Origin of the sequence: Silanimonas sp., from assembly GCF_027531545.1 — a bacterium.
Lineage (GTDB): Bacteria > Pseudomonadota > Gammaproteobacteria > Xanthomonadales > Xanthomonadaceae > Silanimonas.
The window spans coordinates 42,070-65,494 of the sequence record NZ_JAPZSC010000004.1; the positions used below are offsets into that span (position 1 = coordinate 42,070).

Consider the following 23,425-nt stretch of genomic DNA (forward strand, 5'->3'; position numbering starts at 1 on the left):
TCAGAGCTTCAGGAATCGCCGCGGCACGGCCAGCTTCAACAGGCGCTCGAAGGATTTGCGCCGCAGCCCGGGATGGCGGAATCCCGCCACGATGTGCGGCCACCAGTCGCGCTTGCGACCCTCCAGCATGGCGCGACGGGCATTGGCCTCGATGCGGTACATCGCGGCGAGCTGCAGGCCGAGCGCGCGCCGAGGCTCCGGCACGGCCGCGATGCGAGCGCAGCGATCGGCGTCGTCGGCGATCTCGGCATACATCCGCAGCGTGCGCTCGTAGCGCTGGCGCTTGGCGTCGGGCCCGCCCCCGTGGGCGAACACCCAGCCATGGAGGTTCCCGGCGTGGATGCGGTAGTCGAGCCAGGGCTCGTCGAGGCAGTGCACCTCGCCGAACAGGGCCGCGCGCAGCGTGATCATGTTGTCCTCGACCATGCCCTGCAGGGGCGGCAGGTCATCGAGGACGAACCGGCGCATCGCCATCGAAGCCCCGAGCAGGCAGACGAAACTGCCGCGCTGGAGCAGCCACTGCTGGTCGGCGCGACGGAAGCCGGGGTCGCGGGTGCGGCGGGCGATGACGGCACCGGCAGCATCGATCTCGTCGACCGTCGTGCCGACGAGGGCGACGCCGGGATGGGCGTCGAAGAAAGCCAGCGCGCGGGCGACACGATCCGGATGGGAGCGGTCGTCGCCGGCTTGGAACAGCAGGATGGCGCCGGTGGCCTCGGCCGCGACCACGTTGATGTGGGCGCACAAGCCGAGGTTGGTCTCGTTTCGGCGGACCACGAACCGATGCGGCCCGCGGTACTCGCGAGCGAAGGCTTCGGCAATGGCGAAGCCCTCATCCGGCGCCGGGGAGGCATCGTCGGAGACGATGATCTCGCAGGGCACGGTCTGCGCCACCGCGCTCTCGAGGGCCTCGCGGATCGTCGCGCCCATCCGGTAGGCCAGCAGCAGGATGGACGCCCTCGGCGCCGCTGCGGCGGCGGCGACGGTGACGATCTCCCCACCCACGCCTTGCGTGCTCAGACCGCGCGCTCCGCGCGGATCAGCGCATCGACCGCCGCCACCGCCGTCATGTTGACGATGCGGCGGATGGTGGCCGAGGGCGTCAGCACGTGGGCCGACTTCGAGAGCCCCATCAGGATCGGGCCGAGGCCGACACCGTCGGTCATCGCGCGGGTGATGTTGTAGGCCGCGTTCGCCGCGTCGATGTTGGCGAACACCAGCAGGTTGGCGCGGCCCTTGAGGCGCGAATTCGGGAACACGCGCTCGCGGAGCTCCTCGTTGAAGGCGAGGTCAGCGTGCATCTCGCCTTCCACTTCGAGCTTGGGCTCGCGCTCGTGGAGGATCGCCAGCGCGTCGCGCAGCTTCTGCGCGCTCGGCGCCTCGGAGCTGCCGAAGTTCGAGTGGCCCACCAGCGCCACCTTGGGCGCCACGCCGAACAGGCGCAGGCGGAAGGCCGCCTGCTGCACGCAGTCGGCGATCTGCTCGGCGCTCGGCTCGACCTGCACGTGCGTATCGGCGAAGAAGAACACGCCCTTGTCGTTCAGCACCGCCGAAAGCGCCGAGAGGCCCTTGCTGCCGTCATCGAGGCCCAGCACTTCGCGAACGTAGCGCAGCTTGCGCGCGTAGCGGCCGACGATGCCGCAGAGCATCGCATCGGCCTCGCCACGGCGGACCATCAGCGCGGCGATCACCGTGTCGCGGCCACGGACGATCGCCTTGGCGGCGGAAGGCGTGACGCCCTTTCGCTGCATGATCTGGTGGTAGAGCTGCCAGTACTCGTTGAAGCGCGGGTCGTCGTCGATGTTGGTGATCTGCACGTCCACGCCGGGGCGGATGCGCAGGCCCAGGCGCTGGATGCGGCGCTCGATGACCGCCGGGCGGCCGACGAGGATCGGAAAGGCCAAGCCTTCGTCGACCACCGTCTGCACGGCGCGCAGCACGTTCTCCTCCTCGCCTTCCGCGTACACGACGCGCTGGCGGTTGACGCGGGCGCGGTCGAACACCGGCTTCATCATCAGGCCGGTGCGGAACACCCACTGGCTCAGGCGGTCGCGGTACTGGGCGATGTCGACCGGGCGCGTCGCCACGCCGGAGCGCATCGCGGCCTCGGCCACGGCCGGAGCCAACGAGACCAGCAGGCGCGGGTCGAAAGGCCGCGGGATCAGCGATTCGGCGCCGAACTGCACCGGCTCGCCGCCGTAGGCGCTGCCGAGGTCGGTGGCCTCGCGGCGGGCCAGCTCGGCGATGGCGATGACGCAGGCGCGCTTCATTTCCTCGTTGATCGTCGTGGCGCCCACATCAAGCGCGCCGCGGAAGATGTACGGGAAGCAGAGCGCGTTGTTGACCTGGTTCGGGTAGTCGCTGCGGCCGGTGGCGATGATCGCGTCCGGGCGCGCGGCCTTGGCGTCGGCCGGGTGGATCTCGGGGTTCGGATTCGCCAGCGCGAAGATGATCGGGCGCGGCGCCATCGTGGCGACCATCTCGGGCTTCAGTACGCCGCCGGCAGACAGGCCGAGGAAGACGTCGGCGCCGTTGACGATCTCGGCGAGGCTGCGGAACGGCGTCTCGCGGGCATAGCGCACCGTGCCTTCGTTGAGGTCGGTGCGGCCGGTATGCAGCACGCCGTCCTTGTCGACCACGAGGATGTTCTCGCGGCGCATGCCGAGCGCGACGAGCATGTCGAGGCAGGCGATACCGGCCGCGCCGGCGCCGCTGACCGCCAGCTTCACGTCGTGTATCTGCTTGCCGACGACGTGCAGGGCGTTGGTCATCGCCGCGCCGACGATGATCGCCGTGCCGTGCTGGTCGTCGTGGAAGACCGGGATCTTCATCCGCTCGCGGAGCTTGCGCTCGACGATGAAGCACTCCGGCGCCTTGATGTCCTCGAGGTTGATGCCGCCGAAGGTCGGCTCCAGCGAGGCGATGATGTCGACCAGCTTGTCCGGGTCCTTCTCGGCGACCTCGAGATCGAAGACGTCGATGCCGGCGAACTTCTGGAACAGCACGCCCTTGCCTTCCATCACCGGCTTGCCGGCCAGCGGCCCGATGTCGCCGAGGCCGAGCACGGCCGTGCCGTTGGAAATCACCGCCACGAGGTTGCCGCGGGCGGTGTAGTCGCTGGCGGTGGCCGGGTCGGCGACGATCGCCTCGCAGGCCGCGGCGACGCCGGGCGAATAGGCGAGGGACAGATCGCGCTGGGTGACCAGCGCCTTGGTCGGCATGACCTTGATCTTCCCGGCCGGGGCTTGGCGGTGGTAGTCGAGGGCGGCCTGTTTGAACGCGTCGTGTTCGGACATCACTGGGGTCTTTCGAAGGCGAATCCGCATTCTAGCCACGGCTTCGTGACGGCAGCGGACGGCGGCGTATGGGCGCCAACGCCGCGGTCGTCGCGCATCCGGCCTAGGGGCCTCGGCTGCCTCGCCCCAGTTCGAGCTGGACTGGAAACCCGGCGGTCCGGCCGAATGCGACGTCCCTGTCGCTCGGCCGGATCGCGCATCCTGCGCGACCCTCCGGGCTTGCGCCTTGACAGCGCGCTGGGGCTCGAAATCCGCCTCAGCCCCCTAGGCCCGCCGCGCGCCCTGTCCTGGCTGCGGGTTAATCGAAGAGCAAGAGCGCGGCGACGGCGTCGCGTCATGCGGAGATGCGTCGAACACGCGACATGCGCGAGAGGACCGAGCCCGGGCATGGCGCGAGGCGACTTGAGGAGCCCCGACGCGCCAACCAGGCGCCCGCCGCGAAGCGGTGGCGCAGGGATGCGCCATCCGGCCGAGGGTCAGGATGACCCCTTCGGCCGGACAGCCGGGTTTCCAGCCAGAAAGGTGACGGGGCGGGTCCGCCGAGCACCATGACCGAGCTCGGTCCTTTCGCGCCTTGGCGCCTACCGCCCGGCTTCCCGCGGCTCCGATTCCGCCACCCCGAACAGCCGAGGCACGGCATCGAGGTTCTCGATGTCGACCTTGTCGAGCCGGATGGTGTTCGCGAACAGCGAAAAGGCGAGGATCCCGGCCAGACCGTTGGCGCGCTTGGCCCAGGGCGGCAGGTAGTGCGGCGGAGCGATGGCCCCGCTCTCGAAGGCCGGGGCGAGGTCGAAGACGTCCTCGAGGGTCATCTTCCCGGCGAACAGGCGATGCGTGAGGGCCAGCTTCTTCTGCCGCAGGCACCAGCGGAAGAAGGTGTGCACGCGCACCAGGCCGGCGAGGTACACGCCGTCCTTGGTGAAGGCCGCGCCACCGGTCACCGGCACGCCGCGGAACACGCGGGCCGCCGAGGCGAAGCTCTCCGGTTCGCGCTGGCCGGCGTCGAGCAAGAAGCGGAACACGTCGATGAAGTCGGCGCCGCGCAGGGCCATGTCGATGGCGAGGATGCGCAGACTGATGCGCTTCATGCGCTCGATGTCGATGTGCCCGGTGATCAGCTCGGCGAAGGTCGCCAGGCCTTCCTGGGTGGCGATGATCCGCGGCGAAGTGCGCGAAAGCGAGGCGAAATGCGGCTGCTCCCGGCCGTTGAGGGCCGTCAGCGTGTGCACGAAGGCCTCGTGCTCGCGCAGCTGGTGGATGTCGTACTCGCTGAAGGCCGCCCCGGTGCGCAGGCGGATGCGCGTCGGGCCGGCCGCGGCCTTGGCGATCAAATCGGCATCCAGCTCGACGCTGACCTTGCCGGGGCCGAAGAAGCCGTCCATGTCCTGCTGCAGGCGTTCGCGGACGATGGGCGCTTCCACCGCGTCGTCGTTGGTGTCGACGGCCCGCAACTCGGCATCGAGCTCATCGGCGATGCGGATGAAGTGCATGGCCGCGTCGACCCCGGACACGGTGCCCCCCGGCAGCGCGTCGCCCGGACGGCCGAACAGGCGGATGGAATGGTCGGTGACCGCCGCGGTGCCGACGGATTCGAGCAGCAGGGCGGCGGTGTGCCAGCTGTCGGCCGTGCGGCGGATGTAGAGCCCCAAGGGCTGGTGCGGGTCGCAGGCCTGGGCGATCGCGCGCAGCTCGGCGCGGACCTCGGCGTGGTCCTCGGGCACGTAGTCGGGCTCGGGAAGCCGGTGCACGCCGCGGCGCCAGCGGTCGAGGAACTCGCGCTGCACCCGCTGTTTCCAGCTCACCGCCTGCAACAGGCGCAGGCGGCGCGTCGCCCGCACCATGCGGGCGTCCAGTTCGGCCAGGCTCTGCAACGCGGCGCCGTCGGGCATCGGCAGCCCTCCTAGGAAGTGCGACGGCCAGCATACCCCCGGCATCCCCCCCGTTGACCGCCACCGCCGCGCGCCGCAGCCTTGGGCCATGGCCACCTCCGCCCTCGCTCCGACCGCCCGTCCGCCTTGGCGCCACAGCCTGCGCACGCGCATCGCGCTGTGGTTCGGCCTGCTGGCCGCCGCCGTCGCGGCCGCGGGCGGGCTGGCCATCCATGCGGTCGCCGAGCGTCGCGCTCTCGAGGATGCGGAGGCCGCGGCACTTCGCGAGCTGCGTCGCGCCTCGGCGGAATTGCAGGCCCTGCTGCAGGCAGTGGAAGTCAGTGCGGGCACGCTGGCACGCAGCGAGGCCGCGGCCGGCGGTGATGCCACGCGCCTGCGCGCCCTGCTCGATGCCACGGTGCTGAGCGAGCCCAATACCGCGGGTGGCCTGGTGGCGCTGGCGCCGGCCGCCTCGCCCACGCCGGGCACGGTCTGGGCCCGCTACGTCGGCAAGCAGGGCCGGGGACTGGCGGAAACCGACCTCGCGGCGCGTGGCCTCGACGTGGAAGCGCAGCCTTGGTTCCGCGACACGCTGGCGGCGGACCAGGCGCGCTGGTCGGCGCCCTACTTCAACGACACCGCGGGTGGTCGTTGGATGATCACGTTGAACCAGCCGCTGCCGCTGGGTCCCGCCGGCGAGCGCCGCGGCATGGTCAGCCTCGACGTTCCCATCGACCGCTTCAACCAGGCGCTGGCGCCGTTCCGGAACGACAAGCGGTTCCGCGCGGTGCTGCACAAGGGCCCGCTGTGGATCGGCGATTCCGACTGGCTCTCCATCGGCACCCCGCCGCCCAGCGCCACCGCGCTCGACGAGCATCGTGGTGCCCTGCAAGGCGTGGACGCAGGCCTCGCAATGCGCCCGCTCGGCCCGGGGCTGCGCGGCGTCCATGAGGCGCTCGGCGATGGCTGGGGCTTGATGGTGCTGATGGACGAGGACACCGTGCTGGCGCCCCTTCGCGAGACGGCGTGGCGCTTCGTCGGCGGGACGCTGGTGGTGATCGCGCTGCTCGCCTTGCTCAGCAATGCGCTGGCCCGGAGCGTCACCCGGCCGATGGTGCAGTTGGGCCACGCGGCGCAGCGGCTGGCGCAGGACGGCTTCGAGATGCCGACGCTCCTGCTGGTGCGGAAGGACGAGGTCGGCCAGCTGGCCCGCGTGCTGGACAGCGCCGATTCCGCGCTGCGCCAGCAGCTGGCGCACTCGCAGCGGATGGCGCAGGAGCAGCAGAAGCTCGACAGCGAACTGCGCCTCGCCCACGACCTGCAGCAGTCGATGCTGCCGCCAGCCACCGCGGTCGACGTGCAGGAAGGCCATCTCGACATCCACGCCGTGCTGAAGCCGGCGAAGAGCGTGGGCGGCGACTTCTACGCCTTCCACCCGCGCGACGACGGGATGCTGTGGTTCGGCATCGGCGACATCAGCGACAAGGGCGTGCCCGCCGCGCTCTTCATGGCGCGCACGGTCGCGGTGCTGGAGGCCACGGCCCGCAGCACCGACTCCCCGGCCCTGATGCTGGCTCGGGCCGCGCCGCGGCTGGCCGAAGGCAACGACAGCTGCATGTTCGCGACAGCCCTGTGCGGGCTCGTCGACCCCCACACCGGCATGTTCGAGCTGGCGAGTTCCGGCCACGAACTGCCCTTCATCGTCCGCGCCGACGGCCGCATCGAGCTGTTCGAGATGGAAACCGGCGCCCCGCTCGGCATCGACCCCGACGCCTACGGCGAGGGCTATGCCGGCATGCTGGCGCCGGGCGACGTGCTGTTCTGCTTCACCGACGGCGTTACCGAGGCGCGCAGCCGCGGTGGCGAGCTCTTCGGCGAAGCGCGACTGCGCGACGCGCTGAAGCCCGGTCGGAACGCCGAGCAGGTGGTGGCCGACGTGGTCGCCGCCGTCGAGGCCTTCGCGGCCGGTGCCGAGCCCGCCGACGACATCACCGTGCTGGCGGTCGGGCTGGTGGCCCCCGAGAAACCTGCCAACGACCCCCTGCACTTCTCGATCTGGCCTTCGGGCCTCCGGGCGATGAACCGCGCCATCGACGAATGCCTGGGCAGCCACGGCATCGACACCGAGGGGCAGTCGGACGTCCGCCTGGTGCTGGAGGAACTCGTCGCCAACGCCATCGACCATGGCGGGGCCGTCGAATGCACGGTCGACCTGTCGTTCACCGAGCGCACGATGACGCTCCGGATCATCGACGATGGCAACGCCTTCAATCCGCTCGACGCCCCGGACCTCGAGCTGGACCCCGACGACCTCGACCGCCCGATCGGCGGCCTCGGCCTGCACCTGATCAAGACCATGAGCCTCGACGCGGTCTACGCGCGCGAGGATGACCGCAACCGACTCACCCTCGTCCTGCCAAGGAATCCGCCGAAATGACCGACGACCTCCGCATCGCCATCGAGGGCAGCGGCCCGAAGCGCACCTGCCGCCTCGCCGGCCACCTGGACACCCACACCTACCAGCGCGCCGACAGCGAACTGGAACCGGTGCTGGCCGACCCTTCGGTCAACCTTCTGGTCCTCGATCTGTCGGACCTCGAGTACATCAGCTCCGCCGGCCTGCGAACGGTGTTCCGCGCCCGCAAGAGCCTCGGCAGCCGCGGCGGCAAGGTGCTGGTGGCGAACCCCCAGCCGCAAATCCGCAAGGTCTTCGACCTGGTGAAGGCCGTGCCGTTCTCGGAGATCTTCAGCTCCACCGCCGAGGCCGACGCCTACCTCGACGCCATGCAGAAGCGCGTGCTTTCCGGCGACGACGAGTAAGGGCCCTCACGGCCCTGGGGCCGCCGTCAGAGCGCGGGAACGCCGAAGGCGTGTGCATGGCGTGAGGAATACGCGTCGACAGGCTTCAGGGACTTGTCGCGGGCCTTGGCGCCGAGCATCTTCCGTCACGGAACTTCCATATTCCCGATGGGAATCCCGCACCGTCTTGCCGCGCCGCACCGCCAGCCCAAGGATGTCGCCATGAACCGACCTGCCCTGCTTGCCCTCGCCATCGCCTCGGCCCTGTCCGCCGGCGCCACCCATGCCCAGTCGAACGCCGCCGTCAGCACCGAGGCCGCCGACGACACCCAGACCCTCGACGCCATCGTCGTCACTGGTACGCGCGTCGCGGGCCGTTCCCGCAACGACACTGCCGCGCCAGTCGACGCCATCGGCGTCCAGCAGCTCGAGCGCACCGGCTCGCCCGAGATCAACCAAGCCCTGTCGGTCGCCCTGCCTTCCTTCAATTTCCCGCGCCCCGGCCTCACCGACGGCACCGACACCGTTCGACCGGCGCAGCTTCGCGGCCTCGCGCCCGACCAGACCCTCGTGCTGGTGAACAGCAAGCGCCGCCACTCGGCCGCGCTCGTCAACGTCAACGGCTCCGCGGGCCGCGGTTCGGCGGCGGTCGACCTCAACACCATCCCCACCGCCGCCGTGCGCACGGTCGAAGTGCTGCGTGACGGCGCTTCCGCGCAGTACGGCTCCGACGCCATCGCCGGCGTCATCAACGTACTGCTGCGCGAGGACGACACCGGCGGCGGCGTCACCGTCAGCTACGGCCAGCGCGATTCCGACTATGAAGTGATCACCGGCACGGCCCCGGCCAACGCCACGTGGCCCTCGCCCGGACGCATCTCGCGCAGCGTCAACGACGGCGAAACCACCACCGTCTCGGCATGGAAGGGCCTCTCGCTCGGCGGCACCGGCTTCCTCACGATCGCGGCCGAACTGAAGGACCAGGAGCGCACCGAGCGCGGCGGCTACGACGTGCGCCAGCAGTACCCGCTGGTGAGCGGCGCTTTCGACCCGCGCGAGCGCACCTTCAACCGCTTCAGCGCCTGGTACGGCGAGCCGGAACTCGACCAGAAGACCCTGTTCGCCAACGCCGGCATCGATTTCGAAAGCGGGACGCGAATCTACGGTTGGGCCAGCTGGCAGGACCGCGACGCGCGCTCGGCGGGCTTCTACCGGCCCGCGCAGGACGCCCGCAACATCACATCGATCTACCCCGACGGCTTCCTGCCGATCATCGCCCCGACGGTCATCGATTCCAGCGTGGCCGGCGGCGTGAAGTGGGCATGGGGCGAGTGGTCGATGGACAGCTCGCTCGTCTGGGGCCGCAACGAGATGGATTTCACCATCGAGAACACGCTGAACCGCTCGATCGGCCCCTCCAGCCAGCGCAGCTTCCAGGCCGGCGGCTTCGACTACACGCAGGCCACCTTCAACTTCGGCGGCTCGCGCAGCTACGCGCTGGACGCCTTCGCCTCCGACCTCTACCTCAGCGCCGGCCTCGAGGCCCGTGAGGAGACCTACCGCATCTTCGCCGGCGAGCCGAACTCGTACATCAATGGCGGCGCGCTGCTGAACGGCGCGCCCACGGCCTCCGGTGCGCAGGTGTTCCCGGGCTTCCGCCCGTCGAACGAAGTCGACGAATCGCGCAATGCGATCGGCCTGTACGTCGACCTCGAAGCCAACATCACGGACCAGCTGCTCGGCTCGGTGGCGATCCGCGGCGAGGACTACTCCGATTTCGGCAGCAACCTCAGCGGCAAGGTGGCGATGCGCTACGACTTCAGCGAGGCCTTCGCGCTGCGCGGCTCGCTGCAGAACGGCTTCCGCGCGCCCTCGCCGCAGCAGCAGTTCTTCACCGCCACCTCGACCAACTTCATCAACGGCGTGCCCTTCGAGATCACCACCTTCCCCGCGACGAGTGCGGTGGCGGCGGCCCTCGGCGCCCGGCCGCTCGAGGCCGAAGAGTCGGTGAACGTTTCGCTCGGCGCGGTGTTCAACTTCGGCGAGGCCACGCTGACGATCGACGCCTACCGCATCGACATCGACAACCGCATCGTGCTGTCGGAAAACCTCACGCAGGCCAGCGTGCGCAACTTCCTGACGGCGCAGGGCTTCGTCGGCATCGGCGGCGGCCGCTTCTTCATCAACGGCGTCGACACCGAGACGCAGGGCGTGGACGTGGTGTTCACCGTGCCCTTCGAGACCGCCTCGGCCGGCCGCTTCGACGTCACGCTGCTGGCCAACTGGAACAACACCGACGTGACGCGCGTGCCGACCACGGCACCGATCGCCGCCATCGACCCGACCATCCGCCTGTTCGATCGCGTCAACGTCCTCACGTTCGAGGAAGGCTCGCCGAAGGACAAGTACGGCGCCAACCTGAACTGGTCGCTGGACCGCTTCGGCGCCACGCTCCGAGTGACGCGCTATGGCGAGGTGCTCGCCCCGGGCACCACGGCGGCCAACGACTTCGTCCTCAGCCCGAAGGTGCTGCTCGACCTCGAAGGCCGCGTGACCCTGTGGGACGGGCTCGAGCTGGCGATCGGCGCCGAGAACCTCGCGGACGAATACCCGGACCCGCTGCCGGCGAACCTCAACACCACCGGCAACACGCCGTTCTCGAACTTCTCGCCCTTCGGTCGTTCCGGCCGCTTCGTCTACGGCCGCCTCAGCTACAGCTTCTAAGTCTCGACCGGCCTCAGTCGAAAAGACTGCCCTGCGTCGCCTCGTGCGGCGCGGGGCTTTCTTTTTTCCGGCCCTCCAGTCGCGGCCTCGTCTGCTTCATCCGGCTGCCGTGCTTCAGCAGGACGCCGCGTGCCAACTCGCGCATGCCCGGGTGATCGCGCCACCACGCGGTGAGCCTCGCTTTCGCCTCGCGGGCGGCCTGCTCGTGGTCGCGGATCGGCTTCGGGTAGTCGCGGCCGAGCACCACGCCATGCTTCGCGAGCTGCGCTGGGGGCAGTTGCCACGGCAGGTGGATCCAAGGCGCCGGCACCGCGGCGAGTTCAGGCACCCAGCGGCGCACGAACGTGCCCTCGGGGTCCTGGTCGAGCCCCTGTTTCACCGGGTTGTAGATGCGCGGGATGTTGATGCCGGTGACGCCGCTCTGCATCTGCACCTGCGGCCAATGGATGCCGGGCTCGTAGTCGGTGAACTGCCGCGCGAGGTGCAGGCCGGTCTCGCGCCAGTGCAGCCACAGATGGTAACTGGCCACCGCCACGAGCATCGCGCGCATGCGGAAGTTGATCCATCCGGTGGCGGCCAGCATGCGCAGGCACGCGTCCACGAACGGCCAGCCGGTGGTGCCGGTGCGCCAGGCCTCGAAGGCCTCGTCGTCGAAGTCGCCTTCGCGCAGGCCGTCGAAGCCGCGATGCGTATTGCGGAACTCGATGGCGGGCTCGCTCTCGAGCTTCTGCATGAAGTGGCCCTGCCAGTGCAGGCGTGATTCGAAGCTCTGCAGCGCCCTCGCCGGCGTGCCGCGCCCGGCCCACTGCGCGGCGCGCGAGGCGGCCACGGCCTCGCGGATCGACAGCGTGCCGGTGGCGAAGTGCACCGACAGCCGCGAACACACTTTCGGCGCACTGATTGGGCTGCTCATGCCGCGCGAATACGTCGCCCCGCGACCATCGACGAAGCTGCCCAGCAGGCGCAGCGCCGAGGCACGCCCCCCGGGCTGTCGCCCGGGGCAGGGATCGTCCGGCAGGCCGAGGTCGCGGGCCTCGGGCAGCGCGTCGCATCGGAGATCGGCAAACACCGGCCCGGCGGCGTCTGCCGACGCGGCGTTCGAGGGCCGGGCGGGCGCCAAAGCCACCGGTGCCGGCAGCGGCGCCTCGCCATTGTGGCCCTCCCAGTGCCGCGCCCAGCCGTCGCGGCGACGCAAACGGCGCACCGTGCTGCCGTTCGGATGTTCGAAGAAGGGAATGCCGGTCTCGCGCAGCCAGGCACCCACGCGGCGGTCGCGGGCGAAGGTCCAGGCGTTGCCGGTTTCCTCGTGGGCATGCACCTCGACGAGGCCGAAGGCGCAATGCAACGCCCCGAAGGCCTCGACGACATCGCCATGGAGCACCTGCAGCGGTGCACCGAGGGTGGCGAGGGCGTCACGCAGCTCGAGCAGCGATTCGCGGAACACCGCCCATTGTCGCGCGCTGGCGTCGTCCTGCTGCCACAGTGACGGCTCGATCACGTACACCGGCAGCACCGGCCGCCCGCTGGCCGCCGCGGCGAGCAGGGGCGCGTGGTCGACGGTGCGCAGGTCGCGCTTGAACCAGACGAGGGCGTGGGGCATGGCGCGATGCTGCCGAAGCCACGCTGCAGCCCGGGTGAAGCGGCCGCAGGGTGGCGCGCTCGGCTAGTCTGGCGGCCTCTGATTCCCGCGCGGCCCGTCGCCGCAAGGCCCTTGCGATGACCGATGCCCCAACCCTCCTGCTCGACGCCGCCGAAGCCCGCGTGCTCGGCTGCCTCGTCGAGAAGGAAGCCACCACGCCCGAGCAGTACCCGCTCACCGAGAACGCGGCCCTTCAAGCGGCCAACCAGAAGACCAGCCGTGAACCGGTGATGGCGCTGGAAACCGGCGAAGTGGCGCGCGCCCTGCGCGGTCTGGAAGCGAAGGGCCTCGCGCGGCGAGTCGACGGCGCCCGCGCCTTGCGCTTCGAGCACAGCGCCGCACGCACGCTCGAGCTCACCCGCGGCCAGCTCGTCGCGTTGGCCCTGCTGATGCTGCGCGGCCCGCAGACCGCGGCCGAACTGCAGTCGCGCAGCGAGCGCCTGCATCGCTACGCCGATGCCGACGACCTCGCGCACGCGCTGGAGCGCCTCGCCGCACGGGGCTTCGCGGTCGCCCTGCCCCGCGCACCGGGCCAGCGCGAGGGCCGCTGGGCGCACCTGCTCTGCGGGCCCGTCGACTTCAGCGCGATGGCGCTCGACACCAGCGCCGCGCCGGCGCGCGAACCCGTGCCGCGAGGCGACGACATCCTGCTCGCGCGCATCGAAGCGCTCGAAGCCCGCGTCGCTGCGCTGGAAGCCCAACTTGCCGGCGGCGAAGCCGGGGACTGACGCCGTGGCACCGGCTCGACCGACCCCGGCGGTGCGTTCGCCCGGCAGCGCCGAAGACCGCCACACCCCGGCGTCCCCCTGCATCCGCCAGTGCTGTCTCGACGACGCCGACGAATGCATCGGCTGCGGGCGCACGCTCGAGGAGATCAAGGCCTGGCACGGGGCGGATGCCGCGGGCCGCGAGGCGATCCTGCGTGCGGCGGCAGCACGGCGGGACGCGCGGGCGGCGCGGTACGGGCGGGGTTGATGCGCGCAAGCGCTGTCGCCGGCGCCTGCCGCACGGTGGGCCAAGGGCCTGCGACTGCCTCGCCCCAAGAGGTCTTGTTCAAGAAACCCGGCGGTCCGCCCGAAGGGGGCGTCCTGCCCCTCGGGCGGACGGCTCATCCTGAGCCGGTCCTTCGGACCTTGCGCCTGGATAACGCGCTGGGGCTCGAAACTCGCCGCAAGCCCCTGGCCCACCTTACGTTGGCGCTGCAAGCGTCCGCGCGCATCAATTGTGTCCGGCACGACATACCAGCCCAGGTCATCAGGCCTCCGAGTGCGTGTCGAGTTCGCCTTCGTCTGTGGTCAATTTCCAGTGCGCAAAGGTGGTCAGTTTTCGGCGAGCGCCAACACGTGTTGCCGCTCGCTGAGAACTGACCAGCAAAGCGGTCACTTGCGCATCAAGGATTGACCAGCCCGATGCGCCTACGATCGGCCAACACCGCATCCCCACGCCTACGGTACCCGGCGTCGATTTCGCCCGCACCCGCTCGGTACGGCGCAACACTCTCACAGCGCCGCCGCAGGGTGGCCGGGGCCTGCGGCGAATTTCGAGCCCCGACGCGCGGCCGAGGCGATAGCCGCGAAGCGGTGGCGCAGGGATGCGCCATCCGGCCGAGCGACAGGATGTCGCCTTCGGCCGGACCGCCGCGTTTCTTGACCAGAAAGTGATGGGGCGAGGCAGCCGCAGGCCCCGGCCGGCCCTGCGGTGAGCGCCCGCTGAGCGAACCCTGCGCTTCGGCACAGGCCGGGCCACGCCACTGCCGCTACGCTCGTGGGCTCGCCCCAGGGGAACCCACTCATGCGCCACACCCGCCTCGCGATCGCCGCCGCGCTCGCCCTCGCCGCCTCCGTCCCGTTCGCCGCCGACGCGCCCGCTTGGGACGTCAATGGCGAACACGGCCCGACGAAGACCGTGCGCTTCACGACGGACGAAGGCACGTGGCTCGACCTCGACGTCGCGCCCGATGGCCGCACGATGGTGTTCTCGATGCTGGGCGACCTTTACCGCCTGCCGATCGCCGGCGGCCGCGCCACGCGCCTCACCTCTGGCCCCGCCTGGGACGTGCAGCCGCGCTACTCGCCCGATGGCCGCGAGATCGCCTACACCTCGGATCGCGACGGCGGCAACAACCTGTGGCGGATGCAGGCCGATGGCACGCGACCGGTGCAGGTGACGAAGGAGCGCTTCCGCCTGCTCAACAACCCGGCCTGGACGCCGGATGGCCAATACATCGTCGGCCGCAAGCACTTCACCGGCCAGCGTTCGCTCGGCGCCGGTGAGCTGTGGCTCTACCACCGCGACGGCGGCGACGGCCTGCAGCTGACGACGCAGAAAAACGACCAGCAGGATCTCGGCGAGCCCGCCGTGTCGCCGGACGGCCGCTACGTCTACTTCAGCGAAGACGTCAGCGAAGGCCCGTCCTTCCAATACAACAAGAACCCGCACGGCCTGATCTACGCCATCAAGCGCCTCGACCGCCAGACCGGCGAGATCGAGACGCTGGTGAGCAGCCCCGGCGGCGCCGTGCGCCCGCAGCCCTCGCCGGATGGCAAGACCCTCGCCTTCGTCAAGCGCATCCGCGAGAAGTCGGTGCTCCACCTGATGGACCTCGAATCCGGCCAGGTGCGACCGCTGTGGGACGGCCTCGAGCGCGACCAGCAGGAGGGCTGGGCGATCTTCGGGCCCTACGCCAATTTCGACTGGACGCCGGATGGCGCCGCGCTCGTGGTCTGGGGCAAGGACGGCAAGTTCTGGCGGGTCGACGCGGGCAGCGGTGAGGCGACGAACATTCCGTTCAGCGCCGAGGTCGAGCAGCGCGTCACCGAGGCGCCGCGCCAGCAGAAGACCCTGCCGACCGGCACGTTCGCGCCGCGGATGGTCCGCGACGTCGCCACGTCGAATGACGGCCGCCGCGTGGCTTTCCACGCGGTCGGCCGCCTGTGGCTGCGCGAGGGCAATGGCACGCCGCGCGCACTCACCGACCACGACGACCGCTTCGAGTACCAGCCGTCGTTCTCGCCGGACGGCAGCAAAATGCTGTTCACCACGTGGAACGACGAAGCGCGCGGCCAGATCGTCGAGCGCGACGTCGCCAGCGGCACCGAGCGCGTGCTGACGACCGTGCGCGGCGTCTACTACGGTCCGCGCTATTCGCCGGACGGCCGCAGCATCGTCTTCGTTCGCGATCGCGGCAACTCGGTGATCGGCAGCGCCTGGGGCCGCGACGCCGGGGTGTTCGTCATGCCCGCCGCAGGCGGGGAGCCGCGCAAGCTGGCGGACGATGGCCGCGAACCGCAATTCAACGCCGACGGCACGCGCGTGCTGTTCCTGACCGGCGGCGGGCTGTCGAAGAAGCTCGTGTCGGTGGGCCTGCACGGCGAGGACCGCCGCGACGTGCTCGACCTGAAGTACGTCGACGCGGTCAGCGTCTCGCCCGACGGCCTGCGCGTCGCCTTCACCGAGCTCTACAACGCCTACGTGGCGCCGCTGCCGCAGACCGGCGCGGCCGTGGCGCTGTCGAAGGACACCAAGGCGGTGCCGGTCACCGCGCTCTCGACCGATGTCGGCGCCTACCTGCACTGGTCGGACGCCGACACCCTGCACTGGCTGGTCGGCGAGCGCTACGTGAGCCGCGACGTGACCGCGGCGAAGGACGACGGCGGCAGGGCGCTTGGCCTGCGCGTTCCGGTCGACGCGCCCACCGACGTCGTCGCCATCACCGGCGGCCGCGTGGTGACGATGCGCAACGCGCAAAGCGAGCAGGAGGTGATCGAGGACGGCGTGGTCATTCTGCGCGGCGACCGCATCGTCGCCGTCGGCCGGGCCGGCGAAGTCGCCGTCCCACGGGGCGCGCGCGTCGTCGACGCGAGCGGCAAGACCGTGCTGCCCGGCTACATCGACGTGCATGCGCACGCCAGCCACTTCTTCAGCGGCGTGATCCCGCAGGCGAACTGGAGCTACGCGGCCAACCTCGCCTTCGGCGTCACCACGATGTTCGATCCGTCGGCCAACACCGAGACCGTGTTCTCGCAGGCCGAACTGGTGGAGGCCGGGCGACTGCTCGGCCCGCGCGTGTTCTCGACCGGCACCATCCTTTATGGCGCCGACGGCGACTTCAAGGCGGTGGTGAACTCGATCGACGATGCCCGCGCCCACCTGCGCCGACTGCGCGCCAACGGCGTGTTCGCGGTGAAGAGCTACAACCAGCCGCGCCGCGACCAGCGCCAGCAGATCAACCAGGCCGCCCGCGAGCTGGGGATGATGACCGTCGAGGAAGGCGGCAGCACCTTCCAGCACAACCTGACGATGATCGTCGACGGCAGCAGCAACATCGAGCACAACCTGCCCGTGGCGCCGCTGCGCCGCGACGTGATCGAGCTGTGGCGGCAGACCGACGTTCGCAACACGCCGACGCTCAACGTCAGCTTCGGCGGCCTCTCCGGCGAGTACTGGTGGTACGCCCGCGACAACGTCTGGCAGAACGAGCGCCTCCTGCGCTTCTTCCCGCGCGAGACGCTGGAGGCCCGCGCCATCCGCCGCGAGACCGGCCCGGACTGGGATTACTGGCACATCACCGTCGCCGAATCGCTCAAGGCACTCCGCGATGCCGGCGTGCGCGTGCACGTGGGGGGCCATGGCCAGCTGCAGGGCCTCGGCTCGCACTGGGAGATGTGGTCGCTGGCGCAGGGCGGCTTCACGAACTTCGAGGCGCTGCGGGCATTCACCATCGACGGCGCGGATCATCTCGGCTACAGCACCGACCTCGGCTCGATCGAAGCCGGCAAGAAGGCCGACCTCGTCATCGTCGACGGCAATCCGCTCGAGAACCTGCAGGACAGTGCCAAGACCACGCACGTCGTGGTCAACGGTCGCCTGTTCGACGCCACCACCCTCGCCGAGATCGGCGGGCGTGAAACCCCGGCCCCGACCTTCTACTGGCAGCGCCAGGGCAACGGCCTGATGCGCGGCGCCGAGTGGGGCCCCACCGCCCCCTGCCACTGCCCGAAGAGCCACCGCGCGCCGATGCCCTGGGAGTACGGCGGCTCCTGGGCCGGCCGCGGGAATGCCAGCCGGATGGGGGACGCTGGCAGGAATTGACGTGCGAGCGGGCGGAAAATCACCCAAGAAATCGATAGTCTCGCGGCCATGCGACGTCTCCTGCTGATCCTCGCGATGCTCCCGGGCGTGGCCTTGGCCCGCCCGGTGCCTCCGTCCGCCACGCCGGCGGACGACGCGCCCCGAACCCTCGTGCTGTGCTTCGAGGACAGCGACGTGCTTCCGTGGCGCACGCGGGACAAGGTCGGCCTGAACTTCGTCATGCTCGACGCCGTCGCCGCCCGAACCGGCCTGCGCTTCGAGTACCAGGGACGGCCCTGGCGCCGTTGCCACGACGACCTCCGCACCGGCCGCGTCGATGGCACCTTCGGCATCAGCGTCACGCCGGAGCGGCAGGATTTCGCCGCGTTTCCCGGCGGCGACGCGCCCGATGCGGCGCAGCGCATGTTCGAGGGCGGCTACGTGCTGGTGCGGCGGCGCGGCACGCCCCTGGCCTTCGACGGCGAGCGCATCACCGGGCTGGTCGGCAGCATCGGGGCCGAACCCGCCACGTCGATCGCGCAGGACCTGCGCCGGCGCGGCTACGCGGTGGATGACGCCGCGCCGAGCCCCCAGGCCCTCTTGCGCAAGCTCGCGGCCGGGCGGATCGGCGCCGCTGCCGTGGGCACCGACCAGATGCACCAGCTCCGCCAGCAGCGACACCCATGGCTCATCGAGCTCGACGTGGTCGAGCGCCCGCTGGTGGAGAAGCCCTACTTCCTCGCGCTGTCGAAACCGCTGGTGGCCCGGCACCCGGAACTCGCCCGCCGCGTCTGGCAAGCCGTGGCCGAAGTGCGCGAGAGCGAGGCCTACCAGGGCGAACTCGCCCGCGCCCGCGGCAGCTCGGATGGTGGGAGCCCACGATGAGGCCTTCCGGCGTCTGCACCACCGCCGGCCTCGCGATCGCGGCCTGGTTCGGTGCGGAAAGCGTCGTGGCCCAGCCGGTCCGTCCGGCTGCCGCCGCCGAGCCCGTGACGCTCGATCTCTGCTTCGAGGAAACCCCGGCGGTGCCCTGGCGCAGCCGGCAGAAGCAGGGGCTCTACTTCGAGCTGCTCGATGAGGTGGCGCGACGCCTCGGCCTGCGCGTGGAGTACCACCCCCAGCCCTGGCCCTTCTGCCTCGCCGAAGTGGGCGGCGGCCGGATGGACGGCGCCTTCGCGGTCGCGTTCTCGCCGGAACGCCGGCCGGTGTTCGCCTTCCCGCCGGGCGCGCCCGATGTCGACGCCGATGCCCTGCGCGAGGACGCCATCGTCCTCGTCCGCCGTCGCGGCACCCCCGTCGACGTCGTCGATGGCCAGCTGGTGGGCTCCACGCGGCCTGTGGGCGTGCAGCCCGGCTATGCCATCGCGGACGACCTGAAGCGGGCCGGATGGGCCGTGGAGATGTCGTCGCGGGACCATCTGGTCCAGCTGTCGCGGCTGTCCCGGGGCGAGCTCGACGCCATCGCGCTCAGTGCCTTCCGCTGGGCGCAGTTGCAGGCGGCCGGCGGCGTCGCGCTGGATGACCTTGAAGCCCTGCCGCGACCGATCCTGACCAAGCGTTACTTCCTCGGCCTGTCGCATGCCTTCGTCGCGGCCCATCCCGCGCTGGCTCAACGGCTCTGGGCCACCACGCGCGAGGTCCGCACCAGCGCCGCCTTCCGACGTCGCGAGCAGGCCGCCATCACCGAGGCCCTGACGCCACGGTCCTCGCCCTAGGCCTCGCCGCGACGGCCTGACACAGCGCGATCCGTTTCGCCAGCCTGTCCGCCGCCAGCGGCCGGGGGGACAATCGCCGGCCGTTCCACCTGCCGTCGAGTCCCGATGTCCGCTCCTGCTGCGCCCGCCCCCGAAACCGCCGGCCTCGCCGCGCCCGTCCGTCCTGCCGCCGCCATCGCGGCCACCATCGCCCAGCGCATCGCCGGCGAGATCGCTGCGCAGCCCGCGCAGGTGCATGCGGCCGTGGAACTGCTGGACGAGGGCGCGACCGTCCCCTTCATCGCCCGCTACCGCAAGGAAGTGACCGGCGGTCTCGACGACACCCAGCTGCGCAACCTCGAGCAACAGCTCGGCTACCTGCGCGAGATGGAAGACCGCCGCGACGCCATCCTCGCTTCCATCGCCGAGCAGGGAAAACTGACGAAGCCGCTGCTGGACGACGTGCTGGCCGCCGACAGCAAGTCGCGCCTCGAAGACCTCTACCTGCCCTACAAGCCCAAGCGCCGCACCAAGGCGCAGATCGCCCGCGAGGCCGGGCTGGAGCCGCTGGCCGACGCGATCCTCGCCGACCCGACCGTCGCCCCCGAGGAACGCGCCGCCGGCTTCGTCGATGCGGAGAAAGGCGTGGCGGATGCCGCCGCCGCGCTCGACGGTGCGCGCGCCATCCTGATCGAACGCATCGGCGAGAACGCTGGTCTGGTGGGCGAGCTGCGCGAGTGGCTGCAGGCCAAGGGCGTGCTGCGCTCGAAGGTGATGCCGGGCAAGGAAAACGAAGGCGCGAAGTACCGCGACTACTTCGAGCACGTCGAACCGATCGGCGCGATCCCGTCGCACCGCATGCTCGCCCTGCTGCGCGGCCGCCGCGAGGAGATGCTCAGCGTCGACCTCGAGCCGACCGCCGACCTCGAGGCCGGCCACGCCTACGCCGAAGGTCGCGTGGCACTCGCAGCCGGCATCGCGCCGAAGGGCCGTCCGGCCGACGCTTGGCTGCTGATGACCGCCCGCCTCGCCTGGCGCGCGCGCCTGCTGATGCACCTGTCGGTCGACCTCGTCGGCGCCGCGCGCGAGAAGGCCGAGGCCGAGGCCATCACCGTGTTCGGCGACAACCTCAAGGACCTGCTGCTGGCCGCGCCCGCCGGCATGCGCCCGGTGCTCGGCCTCGACCCCGGCCTGCGCACCGGCGTGAAAGTGGCCGTGGTCGACGCCACCGGCAAGCTGGTCGCGTACGACACCATCTACCCGCACGAGCCGAAGCGGCAGTGGGATTCGTCCATCGCGCGCCTGAAGCAGCTCTGCGCGGCGCACGCCGTCGAGCTCATCGCCATCGGCAACGGCACCGCCAGCCGCGAGACCGACAAGCTGGCCGGCGAGCTGATGGCCAAGCACCCGGAGCTGAAGCTCACCAAGATCGTCGTCAGCGAGGCCGGCGCCTCCGTGTATTCCGCGTCGGAACTCGCGGCCCGCGAATTCCCCGACCTCGACGTCAGCATCCGCGGCGCGGTCTCCATCGCCCGCCGCCTGCAGGACCCCCTGGCCGAGCTGGTGAAGATCGAGCCCAAGGCGATCGGCGTGGGCCAGTACCAGCACGACGTGAACCAGTTCGCGATGGCTCGTGCCCTCGACGCACGGGTCGAGGACTGCGTGAACGCCGTCGGCGTGTACGTGAACACCGCCTCCGCGCCGCTGCTGGCGCGCGTGTCGGGCCTGACGACCACGGTGGCGGAAAACATTGTTCGTTATCGCGATGAACACGGCGCGTTCAAGTCGCGCCGCGAGCTACTGAAGGTGCCGCGCCTCGGCGACAAGACCTTCGAACAGTGCGCCGGCTTCCTGCGCATCGCCGGCGGCGACGAGCCGCTGGACGCCTCGGCCGTGCACCCCGAGGCCTACCCGGTGGTGGAGAAGATCGTGAAGGCCTGCGGTCGCCCGATCGGCCAGCTGATCGGCGACGCCGCCAGCCTGCGCGGCCTGAAGCTCGAGCCGTTCACCGACGAGCGTTTCGGCCTGCCGACGGTGAAGGACATCGTCAAGGAACTCGAGAAGCCCGGCCGCGACCCGCGCCCGGAGTTCAAGGCCGCCCGATTCGCCGACGGCGTCGAGGACCTGAAGGACCTGCGCCCCGGCATGGTGCTGGAGGGCGTGGTCACCAACGTGGCGGCCTTCGGCGCCTTCGTCGACATCGGCGTGCACCAGGACGGCCTGGTCCACATCAGCGCGCTCTCCGACAAGTTCATCAAGGACCCGCGCGAGGCGGTGAAGGTCGGCGACGTGGTCAAGGTGAAGGTGCTGGAGGTCGACGTGCCGCGGAAGCGCATCGCCCTCACCCGGCGCCTCGACGACGTGCCGGGCGAGGCCCGGGGCGGCAAACGCGACGACCGCCCCACCTCGAACGAGCGGGGCAGCCGGGAGGCGCGCGGCCCCCGTGCGGACGGCGGACGCCCGAGCGGCCGCGGCACCCCGGGCACCGGCCCCGCCCCGGCCAACAGCGCCATGGCGGACGCCCTGAGGGCCTTGAAGCGCTGATCCGGGGCGACTCCGACAGGAATTGACGCGGCGCGCCTTGCCGGGAGCCGGGAGTGACGCACAATGGGGTCGGCCTATCCTCGGACGGATCACGACCATCGCCACGGCGCGCGCACTGCTGTTCTGGCTGTTGGTGTCCGTCTCCATGCCGGTCGCCGCCGGCCCGTGGTGGCTGTTCGGCCCGGCCGCGGACAACGCCGGCGCCGAGCTGACCGTCTACGAGGCCGCCGAGGTGGTCTGGTGGCCCACGAGCCAGGCCCAGGTGGACCGCTGGTCGACGAGCCAGCAGCGCCTGCGCCACGTCGATTTCCGGGGCGGAACCTTCTGGCTGCGCCACCGTTTCCGCAGCAACGGCGACGGCGGTCGGTACGTGGTGATGCCCGGGAACACTTTCTTCCACACGGCGGAAGTCCGCGTGTACGGGCCCGACGGGGTGCAGGCGGGCACCGTCGGCATCGGCCAGCCCTCCCCGCACGTCATGCACCAGGGCGTGGCGGTCGTGCTGAGGCCCGACACCGACTACGACGTGCTGGTGCGGATGGAGACCCCGCTCTTCACCTCGCTGCCGCGGGTCGACATCTACGGCGCGGAGGCCTTCACCGAACGCGTCCGCAACGAGACCCTGCTGTTCGGACTGGCGCTCGGCGGCCTGCTCGCCCTCGGCATCTACAACCTGCTGATCGGCGCGTGGACCCGCTCGTCGGCCTACGTGCATTACGGCGGGCAGTCCTTGGCCCTCGTGCTGGGCTGGGGCTACTACTTCGGCCTGCCCTACCAGTGGTTCGGTTGGAGCGACCTCACGATCAACTACTCGGTCTTCTTCATCGCATTGACGGCGCTGCACGCGGGCTTCTGCCGGAGCTTCCTGCAACTCCCCAAGCTCGACCCGAAACTGGCCCACATGGCGGACGGGCTGATGGTGCTGTCGGCGATCGGCCTGCTCGGCGCCTTGACGATGCCAGGCACCGCGCACCTGTGGGCCACCGTCCTCGTCGGCCTCGCGATCGCGTTCGCCGTGGGCTCCAGCGTCTGGGCGCTGCTCAATGGCGTCACCCAGGCGCGCTTCATGCTCGCGGGCTACCTCGCCATCCTGATTCCCGGCGTCATCATCCTCCCGGCCAACCTCGGGATGATGGAAGACATCATCGACAACGCCGACCTGCTGGTGCTGATCGGCAACGCCGTCGAGGCGATGCTGCTCGCGGTCGCGCTGGCCGACCGCGTGAAATCCGTGGAGGCCTCGCGCGAGACCTTCCGCGTGGGCATGCAGGCCGCGCTGCGCCAGGCCAGCACCGACCCGCTCACCGGGCTGCAGAACCGCTACGCCTTCAACCTGCGCTTCGAGGAGATCCTCGACTCCGACAAGGCCCTGCTGGCGAACGGCATCCTCGTCGCGATGATCGACCTCGACGGGCTGAAGACCATCAACGACCTGGAAGGCCACGCCCGGGGCGATGCCCTGCTCTGCGCCGTCGCGCAGGGGCTGCGCGACATCGCGACGCCGAACGCCGAGGTCTATCGGCTCGGTGGCGACGAGTACGCCGTGCTGCTGATGGCCGGCGACCAGCTCTCCACGCAGCGCCTGAGCCGCGAACTGCAGCGCGTCGAGATGGAGGTACGGGCGACGGGGTTCCCGCAGGCCGGCCTGAGCTTCGGCATCGCCACATCCGACCGCGCCCTGCCGACCAGCCGGCATCTGGCCCAGCTGCTCGAAGTCGCGGACCAGCGGATGTACGAGAACAAGGCCACCCGCAAGGCGATCCGCGCCGGCCACCGCTCGACCTAGTCCGT

The 23,425-nt window shown here is 70.7% G+C and carries 14 protein-coding genes; 10 read left to right on the plus strand and 4 right to left on the minus strand.

Annotation, left to right across the window (positions count from 1 at the left end):
• From O9280_RS03920 to O9280_RS03930, 3 genes are all read right to left on the minus strand, one after another.
• The gene (locus tag O9280_RS03920) at positions 1 to 1,005 is read right to left on the minus strand and encodes a glycosyltransferase (RefSeq protein ID WP_298339043.1); all 1,005 of its coding nucleotides are present in this window, start codon (positions 1,003 to 1,005) and stop codon (positions 1 to 3) included.
• An 11-nt stretch (positions 1,006 to 1,016) separates the two neighbouring features.
• The gene (locus tag O9280_RS03925; RefSeq protein WP_298339045.1) at positions 1,017 to 3,296 is read right to left on the minus strand and encodes an NADP-dependent malic enzyme; all 2,280 of its coding nucleotides are present in this window, start codon (positions 3,294 to 3,296) and stop codon (positions 1,017 to 1,019) included.
• Positions 3,297 to 3,877: 581 nt separating this feature from the next.
• Positions 3,878 to 5,185: a flavohemoglobin expression-modulating QEGLA motif protein gene (locus tag O9280_RS03930; RefSeq protein ID WP_298339048.1), complete on the minus strand. Its 1,308-nt coding sequence runs from the start codon at positions 5,183 to 5,185 to the stop codon at positions 3,878 to 3,880.
• A gap of 88 nt (positions 5,186 to 5,273) precedes the next feature.
• Here O9280_RS03930 and O9280_RS03935 point away from each other — a divergent pair, with 88 nt between their 5' ends.
• From O9280_RS03935 to O9280_RS03945, 3 genes are all read left to right on the plus strand, one after another.
• Entirely contained in the window at positions 5,274 to 7,601 is a 2,328-nt protein-coding gene (locus O9280_RS03935; RefSeq protein ID WP_298339050.1) for a SpoIIE family protein phosphatase, read from the plus strand.
• Positions 7,598 to 7,984, plus strand: a complete 387-nt coding sequence (locus O9280_RS03940) for an STAS domain-containing protein (protein WP_298339053.1) — start codon at positions 7,598 to 7,600, stop codon at positions 7,982 to 7,984. Before O9280_RS03935 ends, O9280_RS03940 begins: the two co-directional genes overlap by 4 nt.
• Positions 7,985 to 8,185: 201 nt before the next feature.
• The gene (locus O9280_RS03945; protein WP_298339056.1) at positions 8,186 to 10,687 is read left to right on the plus strand and encodes a TonB-dependent receptor; all 2,502 of its coding nucleotides are present in this window, start codon (positions 8,186 to 8,188) and stop codon (positions 10,685 to 10,687) included.
• A 13-nt stretch (positions 10,688 to 10,700) separates the two neighbouring features.
• On the opposite strand, the gene O9280_RS03950 is transcribed toward O9280_RS03945, so the two are convergent.
• Positions 10,701 to 12,287, minus strand: a complete 1,587-nt coding sequence (locus O9280_RS03950; RefSeq protein WP_298339059.1) for an FAD-binding domain-containing protein — start codon at positions 12,285 to 12,287, stop codon at positions 10,701 to 10,703.
• A gap of 116 nt (positions 12,288 to 12,403) precedes the next feature.
• On the opposite strand from O9280_RS03950, the gene O9280_RS03955 reads away from it, so the two are divergent.
• The 7 genes from O9280_RS03955 (at position 12,404) to O9280_RS03985 (ending at position 23,420) form a co-directional block, all read left to right on the plus strand.
• Entirely contained in the window at positions 12,404 to 13,054 is a 651-nt protein-coding gene (locus O9280_RS03955; RefSeq protein WP_298339062.1) for a YceH family protein, read from the plus strand.
• A gap of 31 nt (positions 13,055 to 13,085) precedes the next feature.
• On the plus strand, positions 13,086 to 13,301 hold the full coding sequence (locus tag O9280_RS03960; RefSeq protein ID WP_298339065.1) for a DUF1289 domain-containing protein: 216 nt from the start codon (positions 13,086 to 13,088) through the stop codon (positions 13,299 to 13,301).
• A gap of 816 nt (positions 13,302 to 14,117) precedes the next feature.
• Complete coding sequence (locus O9280_RS03965; protein WP_298339067.1) at positions 14,118 to 17,417, plus strand: amidohydrolase family protein; 3,300 nt, start codon at positions 14,118 to 14,120, stop codon at positions 17,415 to 17,417.
• Between the two features lie 48 nt (positions 17,418 to 17,465).
• Positions 17,466 to 18,281 carry a transporter substrate-binding domain-containing protein gene (locus O9280_RS03970; protein ID WP_298339070.1) on the plus strand — a complete coding sequence of 272 codons (816 nt, stop codon included), beginning with the start codon at positions 17,466 to 17,468 and terminating at the stop codon, positions 18,279 to 18,281.
• Positions 18,278 to 19,111 (plus strand): transporter substrate-binding domain-containing protein, encoded by an 834-nt coding sequence (locus O9280_RS03975; RefSeq protein ID WP_298339072.1) that lies wholly within the window; start codon positions 18,278 to 18,280, stop codon positions 19,109 to 19,111. The genes O9280_RS03970 and O9280_RS03975 overlap by 4 nt, the downstream gene beginning before the upstream one ends.
• A gap of 105 nt (positions 19,112 to 19,216) precedes the next feature.
• Positions 19,217 to 21,634, plus strand: coding sequence for a Tex family protein (locus tag O9280_RS03980; protein WP_298339075.1), 2,418 nt, complete (start codon positions 19,217 to 19,219; stop codon positions 21,632 to 21,634).
• A gap of 145 nt (positions 21,635 to 21,779) precedes the next feature.
• A complete protein-coding gene (locus O9280_RS03985; RefSeq protein ID WP_298339078.1) occupies positions 21,780 to 23,420 on the plus strand; it encodes a diguanylate cyclase in 1,641 nt (546 codons plus the stop codon).
• Positions 23,421 to 23,425: the final 5 nt, after the last annotated feature.

Bases quoted from the DNA above. Each gene is read 5' to 3' on its own strand.
- O9280_RS03980 (WP_298339075.1), top strand. From the start codon at position 19,217: ATGTCCGCTCCTGCTGCGCCCGCCCCCGAAACCGCCGGCCTCGCCGCG.
- O9280_RS03935 (WP_298339050.1), top strand. From the start codon at position 5,274: ATGGCCACCTCCGCCCTCGCTCCGACCGCCCGTCCGCCTTGGCGCCAC.
- O9280_RS03950 (WP_298339059.1), bottom strand. From the start codon at position 12,287: ATGCCCCACGCCCTCGTCTGGTTCAAGCGCGACCTGCGCACCGTCGAC.
- O9280_RS03970 (WP_298339070.1), top strand. From the start codon at position 17,466: ATGCGACGTCTCCTGCTGATCCTCGCGATGCTCCCGGGCGTGGCCTTG.
- O9280_RS03925 (WP_298339045.1), bottom strand. From the start codon at position 3,296: ATGTCCGAACACGACGCGTTCAAACAGGCCGCCCTCGACTACCACCGC.
- O9280_RS03930 (WP_298339048.1), bottom strand. From the start codon at position 5,185: ATGCCCGACGGCGCCGCGTTGCAGAGCCTGGCCGAACTGGACGCCCGC.
- O9280_RS03955 (WP_298339062.1), top strand. From the start codon at position 12,404: ATGACCGATGCCCCAACCCTCCTGCTCGACGCCGCCGAAGCCCGCGTG.
- O9280_RS03945 (WP_298339056.1), top strand. From the start codon at position 8,186: ATGAACCGACCTGCCCTGCTTGCCCTCGCCATCGCCTCGGCCCTGTCC.
- O9280_RS03965 (WP_298339067.1), top strand. From the start codon at position 14,118: ATGCGCCACACCCGCCTCGCGATCGCCGCCGCGCTCGCCCTCGCCGCC.
- O9280_RS03940 (WP_298339053.1), top strand. From the start codon at position 7,598: ATGACCGACGACCTCCGCATCGCCATCGAGGGCAGCGGCCCGAAGCGC.
- O9280_RS03985 (WP_298339078.1), top strand. From the start codon at position 21,780: ATGCCGGTCGCCGCCGGCCCGTGGTGGCTGTTCGGCCCGGCCGCGGAC.
- O9280_RS03975 (WP_298339072.1), top strand. From the start codon at position 18,278: ATGAGGCCTTCCGGCGTCTGCACCACCGCCGGCCTCGCGATCGCGGCC.